Here is a 14300-nt window from a genome sequence, read left to right as displayed (position 1 = left end):
CGTCGGAGCCACGCATCACGCGGATGGCCCGGGACCGGCCGGTTCCGGGCCATCCGCGTGTTCAGGCGCGCGCGGCCACCACGAGCGGAAGGCTGCTCGGGTGCGGCAGCGAGCTGTTCGTCTCCCGGATCCGGCGCGTGCCGGGCGCGATCCGCAGCCGCCAGCGGGCCACCAGAGAGGCCAGCGCCACCGTCATGGTGGTCGCGGCGAGGTGCTCGCCGATGCACCGGTGCGGTCCGGTGCCCCAGGGGAAGTAGGCGCCGCGCGGCAGGTCCTGGCCGAGTTCGGACTCGCGGCGCTCCGGGTCGAAGCGCCACGGCTGCGCGTAGGTCGCCGGGTTGCGGTGCATGGCGCGCGGGCTGTAGCCGACCTCGGCCCCCGCCGGGACGCGGACGCCCGCGAGTTCGACGTCGTGCCGGGCGCGCCGGGTGAACAGCATCGGCGCGTGCAGCCGCAGCGTCTCGTCGATCACCCTGCGGGTGTACGGGAGTTCCTTGAGCCGCTCCTGGGTGACCGGACTCCCGTCGAGGACCTGCACGGCCTCCTCGTACACCCGCTGCTGCACCTTGGGGCGCGTGGTCGTCTCGAACACGGCCCAGGTCAGCGACGTACTGGTGGTCTCCAGGGCCGCGAAGAGAATCATCAGCGCCTCGCTGCGGATCTCCTCGTCGGTGTACGGCAGTCCCGTCGCGGGGTGCGTCGATGCCAGGAGCAGGTCCAGGACGTCGTGCGTGTCGGCCGGGTGGGCGCGGCGGTCCCGGATCAGGGCGTCGATGGTGGCGTAGAAGCGTCCCACGGCGGCGTTGAACCGGCGGTTGCCCGGCGTCGGCAGGGTCGCCAGGAAGTCGGGGAAGACGGTCCCGGAGATCAGCCTGCGCGAGATCAGGAAGAAGGTCTGCCGGATGTCGCGTACGACGTCATGGGCGAGGGCGACGCCGAACAGGGAACGCAGGACGACGGCCGCCACCAGGTCCGACACGGCCTCGTCCGCCGCGACGGGCGTACCCGGCTGCCAGGACGAGAACAGCCGGTCGGCCTCGTCGGCGATGTCCTGGATGTGGCCGCGGACGGTGCGCCGGCTGAAGGCGGGTTTGAGGACGCGCCGCTGGTGCCGGTGCGCGGCGCCGTTGGTGGCGATCAGCGGGTTGCCGAAGTGGCCGGCGAGGCTTTCGAAGAACCGGCCGCGCTCGAAGGCGTCGGTGTCCACCTGGATGCGGTGGACGAGGGCCGGTTCGTTGGCCAGGTAGAGGCTGACGGGCCCGAAGCCGACGCGGACCAGCGGGTCGGCGGTGTGGGTGGACTCGAAGAAGGACAGCGGCCTGCGCAGCAGGGCGGGCGCGTGGCCGAGCAGGGGAAGCCCGCCCGGTGCGGGCGGGCAGGGCGCGGTGTCGGTCGCCGGCATGGGTGGTGGCTCCTTGTCGGTGCGGGGACGGCCGCCGTCAGCGGCGTCCTGCGGGCACGGTGCCGACGGCCAGTGCGTTGCCCTCGCTGATGTAGCCGTCGGGGTCGGCCAGCGGGTGGTCGGGGCCCGCGGGGTCGGTGAACCGCCGCCACTCCTCGCTCAGTCCGAGGGCCAGGGCCTGTTCGGCGAGGCTGGCGCAGGCGGCGGTGTAGAACTCCCGCGCGGCCTGGGTCAGCGGCGCGTGGTGCTCGATGAGGACGGTCCGCTGGCGTACGTCGGTGAGTCCGGCGCGCCGGAGGTGGCGGTACAGCTCGCGGCTGCGCAGGAGTTGGCGGGCGTAGCCGGGCGTGGCGCCCGCGGCGCGGAAGAAGTCGCCGAAGAGGTGGGGGTCGGCGGGCCGTGCGGTGATGAGGTGGGCGTCCAGGTCCTTGACGGCGACGGTGCCGCCGGGGCGCACGACGCGGCGGAACTCGGCCAGGGCGCGGGCCAGTTCGGCGTCGTCCAGGTACTGCACGGTGTTGGAGCACCACACGGCGTCGAAGGAGTCGTCGGGGAAGGGCAGGTCGAGCAGATCGGCGCCGCGTACGTCGACGGGGGCGGGCAGCGTCCAGTTCTTGACCCGCCGGGCGGCGAGCGCCGTGTTCTCCGGGGCGAGGTCGACGGCGGTGACGCTGCCGGTGGCGCCGACGAGCGAGGCGATGTGCGGCAGGAAGTCGCCGGATCCGCAGCCCGCGTCGAGCACCCGTTGTCCGGGCCGCAGGCCCGCCTGGTCGAGGAGGTCGAGGTAGGGCCGCTCGCAGGCGCGGAAGTGCGCGTCGACGATGGTGTGGTGGGTGAAGCCGAGGCCGGTCGACGAGGTGTGGCCCCAGTCCTTGTGGTCGGCGGTCAGCATGAGGTGGCTCCGTTCCCGGCGGTGGTGGCGGCGGCCGCGGCGGGGATCTCGTCGAGGAGGTCGCACAGGGCGGCGGTGACCGCTTCGGGGGCTTCGAGGGGTTGCAGATGTCCGGCGGCCGGGAGGGTGACCAGGCGTGCGTGCGGCAGGGCCTGTGCGACGTGCCGGGAGTCCTCGGCGCCGACCAGTTCGTCCTCTGCCCCGGCGATCACCAGGGCGGGGACACGCGCGGTGCGCAGTACGTCGGTGGCGTCGGGGCGGGCCGAGATGGCGCGCTGGGCCCAGGCCAGCGCGGCGGGGTCCGCCCCCTGGGCGTCGGCGAGGACGCGGGCGAGGAGTTCGGGGCGGCGGCTGCGGGTGGTGGCGCCGAGCAGCAGGGGTGTGGTCCTGACGATCACGCCGGGTCCGTCCTGTTCGTCCTGGACGAGCCGGGCGAAGCCGAGCCGCCGGGCGGCGTCCTCGGGGCTGTCGGCGGTGGCGCGGGCGGAGAGCAGGGCGAGGCCCGCGACCCGGTCGGGGAAGCGGCGCAGGAACGCCATGGCCACGTAGCCGCCCATGGAGGAGCCGACGAGCACGGCCCGGTCGATGCCGTGTTCGTCGAGCGTGCGGGCCAGGTCGTCGGCGACGAGGTCGAGGGACGGCGGGGCGGTGCCGAGCGGGGTGGCGCCGAAGCCCCGCTGGTCCGGGGTGAGGACGGGGTGGCCGACGGCGCGCAGGGCGGTCGCCTGCGCCTGCCACATCGTGGCGTGCAGCGACAGGGCGTGCAGCAGGACGACGGGGACGCGGGGCGGCGCGGGGGTCGTCGTCATCGGGTGGCCTCCGTTTCGGCCGCGACGATGAACTCCCGTACGTGGTCGGGGAGTTCGCCTCGGCGCCAGGCGACGGTGACGGGGGCCGGCGGCAGGTCGTGGACGGGCACCACGCGGATGCCGGGCGGTGCGACGTCGGCGAGCGAGAGGAGCGAGATGTGCACCGCCTCGCCCTTGGCCACCAGGCTCATCATCTCGGGGATGGCGGAGACCCGGCGGGTGCGGCGGATGGGGCGGCCGGACGGGGTGCGCGGCGGTACGACCTCGTCCCACACATAGGCGGGGAACTTGCCGGGCGGCAGGAAGGCGTCGTAGTCGACGAGGTCCTCGACGGAGACCGAGTCCCGCGCGGCGACCGGATGGTCCGCCGCGACGACGACGGCGCGGGCGTCCTCGACGAGCACCCGGCTGTAGACCAGGTCGGGTTCCCTGATCCCGAACTTGATGATCATCAGGTCCAGTTCGCCCTCGCGGACGCCGCGGAACGGGTCGTTGATGTCGTACTCGACGAGTCGGACGTCGGCCTTGTCCCGGCCCGCGAGCCGGACGATGTCGAAGGCCACTTCGGTGGAGCCGTGGTAGCCGAACCGGATGACCGGGGCTTCGGCGCGGGTGGAGGTGGTGGTGACGGTCTGTTCAGACAACGAGGGTCTCCTCGGTGAGTCCGGCGGCGGCCTTCAGCCGTCCGGGAAGCTGGGGTTCGGTGACGACGCGTACGCCGGCCAGGGGCGCCCGCAGCCCCACCAGGCGCGGCACTTGACGTAGCGTCAGTAGATCGCCGGGTCCGACGAGGCCGTCCAGGACCGCCTCGACGAGTACGTGGTTGACGTGCACCAGGGCCTCGGCGACGGTGCAGTCGGCGGTGGCGACGTACAGGTCGCGGCTGACCCGGCCTCCGGGGCGCGGGGCGCCGGGGACCTCCACGAGGGTGTCCGGGCGGGCCGGCAGCGCGGCGGGGGCGTCGAACAGTTTCAGGAGGCGGCGCAGTCCTGCCGTGTGCGCCGCCGGGGCGGGAGCGGTCCAGGCCGCCGAGCGGTCGGGGGCGACGTACGCGAAGTCGAACCGCTGGCCCAGGTGCGCCGGATTGCCCGCGAGGAACACGGTGCGGGTGAACGAGGCACGCCAGTCGGCCGCCGCGTCGGGGCCGACCCGCAGGGCGAACGCGCAGGTGTCGCGCGCCCAGGCGGCGAGGTCGAAGCCGCGCAGCACCACGGCCGCCAGCGTGCCGGAGTCGGCGTGCTCCGCGGCGACGGCGTGCTGGGCGCCCATGAGTCCGGTGTAGGTGTCCAGGTCGTGCCGGGCCGCGAGGTCGGGGCGTGCGGCCCGGATGCGGCGGGCGACCCGGTCGCGCAGGGCCTGCTGGGTGAGGGTCATGAGAACACCGTCGTGAGGAGTTCCGACGCGGGTGCGGAGCGCCGCTTGCCGAGCAGGCCGGAGGTCAGCCGGTACGGGTCGACGTAGACGTGGTCCTTGCGGTGCCGGGCGAGGCCCTCCTCCAGCGCGGGTCGCGGCTCCCGGAGCGCCGCGGCGAGGAGCCGTTCGGCGCGTCTGATGTTCTGGTGCAGCAGGTCGGCGCGGAAGGACTGCCGCTGCCCCGGTCCGAGTACGGCGATGAAGTACAGGCGCATGCCCAGGCGGACGGCGGCGGGGTCGTGGTCGCGGCGGGCGGCGCTCAGGAGCGCGCCCGCGTGCAGGTCGTGCCAGCCGCCGTGGCGGGCCGAGCGGATCTGTCCGTCGATGGGCACCCGGCCGAGGCTCACCCGCCGTACGTCGGGGCCGAGCGCCCTGATGACCCGCTCCAACTGCTGGTAGTCGGCGTCGAGTTCGCTGTCGTACAGGAGCACTACTTCGTCGAACTCCGGGGCCAGGGGCAGGAGTTCGCGCAGGGCGCAGGCCAGGTAGTTGGGGCGGCCGTCGGCGGTGACCAGTTGTCGCAGGGGCAGTCCGAAGCGGGTGAGGTCGAGATAGACGGGCCCGCCGACGGCACGCTGGTCCAGGCACATGTCCAGCTCGGCGAGGCGCTCCAGGGCGGCGTCGAGGGTGAGTCCGGGCGGCTGGCGGCGCAGCAGGCCGGGGTCGTGCAGGCCGAGCGCCGCGTAGTGCCCGGTCCACAGCCGCAGGACGCGGGCGCTCGCGGGGTGCACCCAGCCGCGCTCGGCGGCCTCCGCGTACGGCCGCAGCGCGGCGGCCGGCGTTCGCGGGGCGGCACGGAAGGCGACGTACAGCTCGCCGATGGCGTCCTCGGTGAGCTCCGCGTAGTCGGTGTCGCCGCGGGTGCGGTCGAGGAACTCCCAGAAGCCCAGGGTCTGTTCGGTGGGGTGGTAGGTGGTGTGGCTGTAGCGGTAGGTGACGTCCGCGAGGGGCAGGGTGGCCCGGTACATCACGTCCGTCCACAGGATCCCCTTGAGGTGACTCGGCGTCAGGGGCTTGGAGGGGGTGATCGTGATCGGCGCGAGCAGCACCCGGCGGCGCTCCGGCATCGCCGGCGAACGCCCGTGCTGCTCCGCGGAGAGCGTCGTCATACGAGGGCTCCCTCCGCCGCCGCGACCTCGCGCACCAGCGCGTCCCTGCTCAGCTCGTCCTTGCGGGTCTCCCCGCCCCGCGCGCGGGCCTCGGCCGCCGCCCTGCGCACGCGGTCGACGAAGGCGCCGTCGCCGAACACCTCGGCGGGGGTGCGCAGCGTCATGAGGACACGGGTGAGGCCCCGCCACACCGTGCCGTCGACGCGGGCGGCCGCCGCCACCTCGTCGAAGCCGGGCGGTCCGTCCGGCGTCCGGGCGGGCGGCGCGGGCGCGGGCACTCCCTCGACGGCCGCGCGCCAGCGGGCGATGCGCAACTGGTCGGAGGCGGCGGCCTGTTCGTACCACGGCGTGAACAGCTCCGCCGTCATCCGGGCCACCGCCTCGCGCTGCGCGACGTCGACGTCCGGATGCTCGACGAGCAGGTCGGCGAGGCGGAAGGCGTGCTCCAGGGCGAGGGACATGCCCCGGCCGAAGAGCGGGTTGGTGATGCAGGCCGCGTCGCCCAGCGGGAACACCCCGGCCAGCGGGCGCGGCCCGGCGGCGGCCGTGCCCGACAGGGTGTTGGGCGGGCTGGTGATGGAACGTACCGGAGAGATCGGTTCGCTGACGCCGTCCGCCAGCCATGCCGCGAGTCCCGGCGTGGCGCGGGCCGCCGCGGTGAAGCCCGCCGCGGTGCGCAGCCCGGTCAGCGCCCGGTCGCCGGGCAGCCTGGCCAGGGTGACGGAGAAGGTGCCGTCGTCCGCGGGGTGCAGCACCGACGCGTAGTGGCTGTAGATGTCGCCGACGGAGTTGCCGCGGGTGAGCGGCCCCGGCAGGGTGTCGCCCTCCAGCCGGTAGAAGCGCGAGTAGCCGCTGAGCCCGGCCGGGCTCGTGCGGTCGGGCGCGACCGGTACGCCCGCGTCCCGCAGCCAGGAGCGCGACAGGGCGCGGCGCCCGGTGGCGTCCACGACGATGTCGGCGGGTATGCGGCTGCCGCCGCTGACCCGGACGGCGTGCACCCGTCGCATGGAGGGGTCGGTCTCGATGCCGTCGACGGTGGCGCCGTGCCAGATCGTGACGCCGGGCAGATCGCTGACGACCTGGTGGAGGATCAGCTCCAGGGTCGAGCGGCGGCAGCCGAGCCCGACGAGTTCGTCGTCGCCGGGCTCGGGCGCGCCGTCGGTCGCGTCGGCGGGCAGCGCCGCGGTGAGGTCGAGGGTGAGGGCGCCCGCGACACGGGCGGCGGCGAGCACCTGCGGCGCCCGCTCGCGCAGCACCCGGACGCCCAGCGAGGTCAGGGTGTGCGAGTGCAGTCCCTGCGGCACATGAGTGCGCTTCCACCGCGAGACGGCCTCGCCGACGGGCCACCGGGGCGGCTTCGGCGCCCGCTCGACGACCAGGACGCGGTAGCCGACGCCGGACAGCGCGAGGGCGCCGGCGAGCCCCGCGACGCTGCCGCCGGCCACCACGGCCGTGGGCATCAGCGCCGCCGCCCGTGGACGAAGAAGACACGGCGTACGTCGCGCTCCTCGCGCGGCGGCACCGGGTCGGGCCAGCGGCCGTAGTCCGCGCCCTCCTCGCCCGGCTGGGTCGCCTGGACGCTGAAGCCGTGGCGGTCGAAGAGGGCCTCCGGCTCGTCCGTGCCGAACAGCCAGGGGCAGCCCCATCCCTCGAACACGTCGAGCAGGCCCCGCATATGAGGCAGCGTCAGGGCGGCGGCGTTGACGATGTCGGCGGCGATCCGGCTGCCGGGCGCCGAGATCGCGGCGATCCGCTCCAGGATGCGGTGGGTGTCGGGCTCGGGGATGTAGTAGAGCAGCCCTTCCAGGAGCCAGGTGGAGGGGACCGTCGGGTCGTATCCGGCGGCCCGCAGGTCCTCCTCCCAGGACGGCGAGGTCAGGTCGACGGCGACTTCACGGTGGTCCGTGCGCGGCTTGACGTCGCCGAGCCGGTCCCGCTTGTGGGCGAGGACGGCGGGACGGTCGACCTCGAACCAGCGCAGCCGGTCCGGCCAGTCGAACCGGTAGGCGCGCGAGTCCATGCCGGCGGGGGCCAGCACGATCTGGGTGGTCTCCGGCTCGGCCGCCGCCCGCTGGAGGTAGTCGTCGAAGAACCGGGTGCGGATGGCGTTGTAGTCCGGTGTGCTCGGCAGGGTCCGCTCGCGGTCCGGCGGGAAGGTCGCCGCGCGGACCTCGGCGAGGAGTTCGGGGCCGATGTCGCCGGTGAGGGCCGCGGCGTACGGGTCTTCGTAGAGCCGGTCGGCGCGCCGGGTCTCGGCGGCGCGGAGTGCGGCGGTGAGCAGCGAGGTCCGTTCGACGGCGTCCAGTGATGCGGTCATGGCTGTGGCTGTCCTTGCCTTGGGTCGGTGCGCGAGAGGTGCTCTGAACGCGCTTCCGTGATGGGGGGTCTGCGCCCGGTGCCGGGCGGCGGTCAGTCGCGTGCGGGCCGCGTGAGCCGGTCCCACTGCGCCGGGTCCTGCCGGAAGAGCCGGTCCTTGACCTGGGTGGGGCGGATTCCGCTCGCGACCTGGTCCTGCCAGTCGCGCAGGAACGCGTCCGGCCGCAGTGCGCGCACCGTCGGGGCGGCGAGCCCGCCCCGGCCGCGGGCGCGCGCGGCGTGGTAGCCGGCCGACTCGTGGCGCAGGGCCTGGTCGAGCCGGGCGGTGAAGCGCGTGGACTCGTCGTCGCTCCACGGTGTCGTCGGCGCCACGGCGAACGCGTAGGCCGCGGCGCCTTCCGGTGCGGTGTCCACCCGGCAGGCCGCGTTGTGCAGTTCGAGGCCGGTGGCGTCGAGGGCCTCCCGCAGAGCCCTGATGACCTGGGCGTCGCGCAGCCGCTCCCCCGCGTGGTCGGAGCGGGTGTTGCCGCGGCCGGTGTATTCGAGGCGGGGCACGCCGTCCTGCCGGTCGACGACGCGTACGACGTCGCCGACGGCGTAGCGGTAGAGCCCGCCGACGTGGCTGAAGACGACGTGGTAGTCGCGGCCCGGCTCCAGTTCCTCGGGCCCCAGGGTCGCGGTGTCGGGGCGGAGGTCCTCGTCGGCGTCGGCGAACTCGTGGACCGCCGCCGTCACGACGAGGCTGCCCGCCGAGCCGTGCCGGTCGAGGGCCACGGCCACCGGGCCCTCGGACGCGGCGACGGGTGCGGGCAGCGCGGTCACTCCGGCGCCGAACTCCTCGCGCAGCCGCGGCAGATACAGCGAGGCGAGGCCGGTGGTCCAGCAGAACAGGGCGCGCATCCGGGGCCAGACATGGGCGGGACGCAGCACGCCGTGCCGCTCGGCGAGCTGCTCGAGTTCGGCGGCGCGTGCCGGGTTCGGGGAGCCGTGCGGCAGACCGCCGAGGGTGCCGTCGCGGACCTCCTTGACGATGCGGGGCCACCACTGGCGCAGCTGGTGGGGCAGGGCGGCCACCATGGCGGGGTTGATGCCGATGACGCAGCGTACGTCGCTCTCCACCGCGAGCCGCAGGCGCAGATACATCTTCTCCAGGTGCGCGTCGGCCGCGACCGGCACGGGGAGCCGCGCCCAGGGCGCGCCGGTGCCGGGTTCCGCGGACAGCGGTTCGCCGAAGGCGGTGCCGAAGTCGACCTGGCTCGCGCCCACATGGGGCCGTCCGGAGGTGGTGGTGGGCGGGGCCGCGATCGGGTCGTGCTTGAGGTTGAGCACGGCGCCGGGGTGGTCGAGGACGTCCGGGAAGTGTTCGACGAGGGGCGCCCAGGCGGCGTAGTAGAAGGGGAAGAAGGTGGTGCGCATGAAGCGGGGCGTCACCGGGATCTTCTTGTGCGCGCCGGTGCTGCCGCTGCTGGTGAAGAAGACGGCGGGCCGGTCGGCCGTCAGGACGCCCTCCTCGCCGGCGGCGGCCCGCTCGATCCAGGGCTCCAGGTCCGCGTAGGTCTGGATGGGCACGGCCTTGCGGAAGTCGTCCAGGGTGCGGACGCGGTCGAAGCCGTGCCGTTTTCCGTACTGGGTACGGGAGTTGAAGTCGAGCAGGTCGCGCAGGACGTGCTCGCGGTGGCGCGCGGCGGCGGCGAAGGAGTCCCGCAGGCCCTGCCGTTCGGCGAACACGCGGGCGCGGTAGCGCCGCAGCCGGTCGGGGTCGGACCAGGCTTCAGCTGAACTCATGGGTGAGCACCTCTCGGATCGCCGCCACTGTGTCCTCGGGGCGATCGTGTTCGCCGACCACGGTCACGGGCAGGGACTGGATCTCGTCCCGCATGGTCTTGGCCAGGTCGGTCTGGTAGCGGCGGAACGCGTCCCACTCGGGCCGGGGGCCGTAGTACTCAAGGATGTTGAGACCGGCGCCTTGGCCCGCGCGCCGCCAGGTCGTCTCGGGCGGTACGTCGAGATAGATCACCCGGCGGGGCCGGGGGAAGGTGCGCCACCAGTCGAACAGGGGGCCGTCCGGGGCGCCGGCGAGGCGGCATTTGGCCAGGAGCTTGTAGTAGTAGGAGTCGACGACGACCGGCCGCCGCGGTCCGTCGTCGCGCAGCAGCTGGTCGCGCAGGTGGACGACGGCGGTCTGCACCAGCGTGGTGAGGAACTCCGTCGACCAGGACTCCGGATGGGGCGCGATGTCCTTGACGACGTCCCTGCGCAGCCGGCCGATCAGCGCGTGCTCGGGGGCCAGGTGCGCGTCGTCGACGGAGAGCGTCCGCCACTGCGGCTCGGCGCGGCGCAGCCGGTCGAGCACGGTCGACTTTCCCGCGTGGTCGGGGCCGAGCAGGACGCAGAAGGGCGGGGCGTGACGGGTGCGGTCGGGCATGGTGCGGCTCCCTCGGCTGAGTTGGATGACGGGGCGTGCGGCCACCGCGGTGTCCGCCGCGGTGGGCACGCCCTTGGCCTGGTCCGCGTCAGTCGAGCGGGACGCCCTTGTCGCGCAGCAGCGCGACCGTCTTCTCGATCGTCCCGGCCTTCTCTATGTCGTCGTCCTCAAGGACGACGTCGTACTCACCGGAGAGGATCACGGTCAGCTCGACCAGATCGAGGGAGTCGAGCGCCATGGAGCTGAACTCGGCGGTGACGTCGACGTCGTCCGCGGGCACCTTGAACTTCTCGGCCATGATGTCGGTAATGCGCTGGGCCAGGGCGGTCATCGGCTGGGCCTTTCCACTAGCAGGCAGTTCAACGGGCGTATGAATCAAGGGAGTTGGGCGGAGCTTCGGTCAGTGCGGCTCGATGTCCGGCCAGATCAGGGCCGTCGAACCCCAGACGAGTCCGCCGCCGAACGCGGTGAGCACCACCCGCTCCCCCGCCTTGAGCGCGCCGTCGGCTACGGCGTCCGCGAGGGCCAGCGGAATGGAGGCGGCCGCGGTGTTCCCGACGCGGTCGAGGTTGACCACGGCCTTCTCGCGCGGGACACCGATCCGGTCGGCGACCGCGTGCAGGATGCGTACGTTGGCCTGGTGGGCGACGAACCGGTCCACCGAGGCGCTCGGCCAGCCCAGACGCTCCAGCAGGGCGCCGGCCGACTGGCTCATCCGCGCCACCGACTGGGCGAAGACCCGCTTGCCCTGCATGGTGAGGTACCACTGGGACGGCTCGGGCGGCGCGCCGCCCGCCCGCTGCCGGGAGCCGCCGGCCGGGACGGTGATCAGGTCGTGCAGCGCCCCGTCGCTGCCCAGGTCGAAGCCGAGCAGCGCGCCCGGCTCGTCGGCGTCGCCCGCCTCCAGGACGACGGCACCCGCCCCGTCACCGAAGACGACCGCGGTGTTGCGGTCCGTCGGGTCGACGATGGTCGAGTACGTCTCGGAGCCGATGACGAGCACCCGGCGTGCCGTGCCCGCGGCGATGAGTCCGGCCCCGGCGGCGAGGCCGTAGACGAACCCGGCGCAGACCGCGGCGACGTCGAACGCCGGTACGGAGCCGAGGCCGAGCCGGGCCGCGACCCAGGGCGCCGTCGCCGGACAGGGATGGTCGGGGGTGGTCGTGGCGAGCACCACGGCGTCGGCGCCGTCCGCGCCCGCCGACTTCAGCGCCCGCGCGCCCGCCTCGACGGCGAGGTCACCGGTGGCGGTGTCGGAGTCGACCCAGTGGCGGGTGCCGATGCCGGTGCGGGTGCGGATCCACTCGTCGTCCGTGTCGAGTTGCCGGGACAGCTCGTCGTTGGTCACGGCGCGTGCGGGCAGGAAGGTGCCGACGCCCTTGAGGACGGCAGTATGTCGGGTCATCTCAGGTGACCGGCCTTTCGTTCAGCCGCGTATGACGGTCTTGGTCCGCATCAGGAACTCGCCGAGGTACCCGTCGTGGGGCACGCCGCGGTCCATCCAGTGCGTGGGGTGGTCGCCCACGTAGACATTGCGGACGGTCGGGTCGGCGACCAGTTCGTCGATCAACTCGACGTCGGCGTCCGGGGCTTCATCGGCGGTGAGCACCCCGAGGACGAGGCTTTCGCCCAGCGCCCGGGGGCCGTCGGCGCGGCTCCAGGGCGCCACCCACACACAGGGGAAGGGGAGTTCGGCGGTGTGCCAGCCGCCGTCGAGGTGCGGGGTCTCGAAGACCGCCGGGCGCAGCACCGCGCCGCCGCCCTCCGGGAGTTCGGCCACGATGCCCTCGCCCCCGAGGTGCGCCGTGGCTCCCTTGGCCCGCTCCAGCAGATGTGCCTCCAGGGCGCGCGCCCGCTCTACGGGCTGCACGGGGAGGGCCGCCTTCTCGTCGTCGGCCGCCAGGGTCGGCAGCGCGGCGAGCCGTTCGGCGAGCGCGCGGGCCACCGGCGCCGGGTCGCCCTCGACGAGGACGGCGGTGGCGTTGACGCACTTCATGCCGCCGTGGTGCGCGACGGAGTCCACGATGGTGTCCAGGTGGGCGCGCCAGTCCGCGCCCTCCGTGACGAGGATCTTCGCGCGGCCGGGTCCCTGCACCAGGACGGTGGGGTCGGCGGCGTACTTGCGGACGACGTCGTCGCCGCCGTACACGAGGGACAGATCGGCGCCCGCGAGCACCTCGTCCGCCACCGCGTGGTCGGTCGGCAGCAGCACCACGTGGTCGTCCCCGAACCCGGCCTCGCGCAGCGCCGCGATCAGCCGGTGCGGGGTGAAGGGCTCCCGGCGCGAGGGCCGGACCGCGACGCGGAAGCCCAGCGCGAGCGCCTCCAGCCACAGGGCGTGCGGGGCGGGATGGTTGCCCGCCGCGTTCACCGCGAGGACCTCGCCGCGCCGTGTCCACACGGCGCTGCCGGTACGGGTGCGCGCGTCCCGCCAGTCGAGCACGGCGCCGCCGGGCAGCGCGCCGTAGGCACCGGCCAGGGCGCGGCGCGCGGAGTCGGCGATCTCGTCGGCCGCGGCACGGACCGCGGTCAGCGGGATGCCGCAGACGCGGGCGACGGTGCGCTCGTACTCCTCGTACGTCGATCCGTGCACCGTCCGCTCGCGGAAGATCCGCCCGGCGCGGGCAAGGGCGGCCAGGCGCTGCTCGCTCGGCAGCGGGGTCGCCTTGTGCAGCGCCGTGAGCGTCCGCGTGACGAACAGCCGGGGGGCCAGGCTGAGTTCGGCGACCACCGCTCCGGCGGTGTCGGTCACGGACTCGCGCCTGCGCGCGCGGTAGGGGCCCGTGGGGCCCAGCGCGTCGAGGAGCAGAGGTTCGGCTGCCGGCATCAGTAGACCCCCTCGATGACCTTCTCGTCGTCGAACTCGCGCACCGGGGCGATGTCGGCGACCGCGTCGCCCACGTCGCCGGGCAGCGGGCGGATCCGGGTGGCGACGTCCCGCTCCACGTTGTTGGGCAGGAACAGGCTCTTGCCGACGTAGTGCATGACGACCCGGCCGCGCTCGCCGTACTCGACCGGCCTGCGCCGCTCCAGATCGACGACGTTGTACGTCATGTACGGCGAGAACGGGTCGTAGACGCAGGGGTCGTCGTCGCCGAGGCCCGGCCGTTCGCTGACGTGGCCGAGGGTCATGGTGTTGCCGAAACCGCTGCACAGGACCGCGTCGGGGAACAGCTCGGTGCGGTACAAGTGCCGTGTGTCCGGGTCGAGTTGGGTGCCCACCCACATGATGGCCCGGACCTTCTCGCGCACCAGCTCCACGAGTTCGTCGCGGCGGCACAGCCGCTCCAGGACCGGCGGCGTGAGCATCAGCACGCCGATGTCCTGGGAGCGCAGCGGATGCTGGAGCTGGTCGATGAGGTGCTCGGTGTACAGGTCGGACTCGGCCTGGTCGCCCCGCGCGATGATCTTCTTCACCCAGCGCGGGTCGACGTCGACGGCGAAGGACAGGCCACCGCGCCGGGCCACCAGCTGCTGGAAGGAGGCGCCGACCATGTGCGGCCCGGACGGGATGGCGAGCAGCCAGTTCACGTCGCGCGGCACGCCGTGCGCGTCCAGCTGGGCGTCGCTGTGGGCGAGCAGCATGTCCAGCCACTCCTGGAGCATGACGACGCGCTTGGGCGCGCCGGTGGTGCCGCCGCTGTCGAAGACGCCGACGATGTCCGGGCGGACGCCGTAGCCGCGCGGGATCAGGTCCTCGGCCCGTACGTCCCGCAGCTCGTTGGCGAGGTTCGGGAAGCGCTTCAGGTCGTCGAACGTACGGATCGCGTCGATCGGGTCGAAGTCGAGACGGCCGGCCCGGTCGAGCCAGAACGGCGCCCCGGTCTCCTTGGAGAAGTGCCAGCGGATCGCGGCGCGGAGGAACTCGTCGGGGTCGGGCCTGGTGCCGTAGGGCAGTTCCAGAAGGGGGTCTGCGGGAGACATGGGAGGGTGT

The 14300-nt window shown here is 73.9% G+C and carries 14 protein-coding genes; all 14 read right to left on the bottom strand.

Annotated features, from left to right (window positions below; genetic code table 11):
* Positions 1–61: 61 nt before the first annotated feature.
* Positions 62–1402, bottom strand: coding sequence for a cytochrome P450 (locus ACIBKX_RS37715; protein ID WP_363272272.1), 1341 nt, complete (start codon positions 1400–1402; stop codon positions 62–64).
* 37 nt (positions 1403–1439) lie between these two features.
* Positions 1440–2294: a class I SAM-dependent methyltransferase gene (locus ACIBKX_RS37710; RefSeq protein ID WP_363272273.1), complete on the bottom strand. Its 855-nt coding sequence runs from the start codon at positions 2292–2294 to the stop codon at positions 1440–1442.
* Entirely contained in the window at positions 2288–3103 is an 816-nt protein-coding gene (locus tag ACIBKX_RS37705) for an alpha/beta hydrolase (protein ID WP_363272274.1), read from the bottom strand. Before ACIBKX_RS37705 ends, ACIBKX_RS37710 begins: the two co-directional genes overlap by 7 nt.
* A complete protein-coding gene (locus ACIBKX_RS37700; RefSeq protein ID WP_363272275.1) occupies positions 3100–3747 on the bottom strand; it encodes a LysR substrate-binding domain-containing protein in 648 nt (215 codons plus the stop codon). Before ACIBKX_RS37700 ends, ACIBKX_RS37705 begins: the two co-directional genes overlap by 4 nt.
* The gene (locus ACIBKX_RS37695; protein WP_363272276.1) at positions 3740–4477 is read right to left on the bottom strand and encodes a DUF6182 family protein; all 738 of its coding nucleotides are present in this window, start codon (positions 4475–4477) and stop codon (positions 3740–3742) included. Before ACIBKX_RS37695 ends, ACIBKX_RS37700 begins: the two co-directional genes overlap by 8 nt.
* A complete protein-coding gene (locus ACIBKX_RS37690) occupies positions 4474–5625 on the bottom strand; it encodes a hypothetical protein (protein ID WP_363272277.1) in 1152 nt (383 codons plus the stop codon). Before ACIBKX_RS37690 ends, ACIBKX_RS37695 begins: the two co-directional genes overlap by 4 nt.
* Positions 5622–7085, bottom strand: a complete 1464-nt coding sequence (locus ACIBKX_RS37685) for an FAD-dependent oxidoreductase (protein ID WP_363272278.1) — start codon at positions 7083–7085, stop codon at positions 5622–5624. Before ACIBKX_RS37685 ends, ACIBKX_RS37690 begins: the two co-directional genes overlap by 4 nt.
* Positions 7085–7942, bottom strand: a complete 858-nt coding sequence (locus ACIBKX_RS37680; RefSeq protein ID WP_363272279.1) for an SAM-dependent methyltransferase — start codon at positions 7940–7942, stop codon at positions 7085–7087. The genes ACIBKX_RS37685 and ACIBKX_RS37680 overlap by 1 nt, the downstream gene beginning before the upstream one ends.
* A gap of 92 nt (positions 7943–8034) precedes the next feature.
* Positions 8035–9726, bottom strand: a complete 1692-nt coding sequence (locus tag ACIBKX_RS37675; protein ID WP_363272280.1) for a GH3 auxin-responsive promoter family protein — start codon at positions 9724–9726, stop codon at positions 8035–8037.
* Positions 9713–10366, bottom strand: a complete 654-nt coding sequence (locus ACIBKX_RS37670; protein ID WP_363272281.1) for a hypothetical protein — start codon at positions 10364–10366, stop codon at positions 9713–9715. The genes ACIBKX_RS37675 and ACIBKX_RS37670 overlap by 14 nt, the downstream gene beginning before the upstream one ends.
* A gap of 88 nt (positions 10367–10454) precedes the next feature.
* Entirely contained in the window at positions 10455–10697 is a 243-nt protein-coding gene (locus ACIBKX_RS37665) for an acyl carrier protein (protein ID WP_363272282.1), read from the bottom strand.
* Between the two features lie 69 nt (positions 10698–10766).
* Complete coding sequence (locus ACIBKX_RS37660) at positions 10767–11771, bottom strand: beta-ketoacyl-ACP synthase III (RefSeq protein WP_363272283.1); 1005 nt, start codon at positions 11769–11771, stop codon at positions 10767–10769.
* A gap of 21 nt (positions 11772–11792) precedes the next feature.
* Entirely contained in the window at positions 11793–13193 is a 1401-nt protein-coding gene (locus ACIBKX_RS37655) for an aldehyde dehydrogenase family protein (protein ID WP_363272284.1), read from the bottom strand.
* Positions 13193–14290, bottom strand: a complete 1098-nt coding sequence (locus tag ACIBKX_RS37650) for a phenazine antibiotic biosynthesis protein (protein ID WP_363272285.1) — start codon at positions 14288–14290, stop codon at positions 13193–13195. The genes ACIBKX_RS37655 and ACIBKX_RS37650 overlap by 1 nt, the downstream gene beginning before the upstream one ends.
* Positions 14291–14300: the final 10 nt, after the last annotated feature.

Source organism: Streptomyces sp. NPDC050658 (assembly GCF_044457025.1).
Lineage (GTDB): Bacteria > Actinomycetota > Actinomycetes > Streptomycetales > Streptomycetaceae > Streptomyces.
The sequence above is the reverse complement of the archived record's forward strand: the minus strand, read 5'-3'. Positions and strand labels throughout refer to the sequence as shown.

What these genes read in the sequence shown, in the direction of transcription:
- ACIBKX_RS37705 (WP_363272274.1), bottom strand. Translation starts at nt 3,103, where the DNA reads ATGACGACGACCCCCGCGCCGCCCCGCGTCCCCGTCGTCCTGCTGCAC.
- ACIBKX_RS37690 (WP_363272277.1), bottom strand. Translation starts at nt 5,625, where the DNA reads ATGACGACGCTCTCCGCGGAGCAGCACGGGCGTTCGCCGGCGATGCCG.
- ACIBKX_RS37685 (WP_363272278.1), bottom strand. Translation starts at nt 7,085, where the DNA reads ATGCCCACGGCCGTGGTGGCCGGCGGCAGCGTCGCGGGGCTCGCCGGC.
- ACIBKX_RS37660 (WP_363272283.1), bottom strand. Translation starts at nt 11,771, where the DNA reads ATGACCCGACATACTGCCGTCCTCAAGGGCGTCGGCACCTTCCTGCCC.
- ACIBKX_RS37710 (WP_363272273.1), bottom strand. Translation starts at nt 2,294, where the DNA reads ATGCTGACCGCCGACCACAAGGACTGGGGCCACACCTCGTCGACCGGC.
- ACIBKX_RS37715 (WP_363272272.1), bottom strand. Translation starts at nt 1,402, where the DNA reads ATGCCGGCGACCGACACCGCGCCCTGCCCGCCCGCACCGGGCGGGCTT.
- ACIBKX_RS37655 (WP_363272284.1), bottom strand. Translation starts at nt 13,193, where the DNA reads ATGCCGGCAGCCGAACCTCTGCTCCTCGACGCGCTGGGCCCCACGGGC.
- ACIBKX_RS37650 (WP_363272285.1), bottom strand. Translation starts at nt 14,290, where the DNA reads ATGTCTCCCGCAGACCCCCTTCTGGAACTGCCCTACGGCACCAGGCCC.
- ACIBKX_RS37665 (WP_363272282.1), bottom strand. Translation starts at nt 10,697, where the DNA reads ATGACCGCCCTGGCCCAGCGCATTACCGACATCATGGCCGAGAAGTTC.
- ACIBKX_RS37670 (WP_363272281.1), bottom strand. Translation starts at nt 10,366, where the DNA reads ATGCCCGACCGCACCCGTCACGCCCCGCCCTTCTGCGTCCTGCTCGGC.
- ACIBKX_RS37680 (WP_363272279.1), bottom strand. Translation starts at nt 7,942, where the DNA reads ATGACCGCATCACTGGACGCCGTCGAACGGACCTCGCTGCTCACCGCC.
- ACIBKX_RS37695 (WP_363272276.1), bottom strand. Translation starts at nt 4,477, where the DNA reads ATGACCCTCACCCAGCAGGCCCTGCGCGACCGGGTCGCCCGCCGCATC.
- ACIBKX_RS37675 (WP_363272280.1), bottom strand. Translation starts at nt 9,726, where the DNA reads ATGAGTTCAGCTGAAGCCTGGTCCGACCCCGACCGGCTGCGGCGCTAC.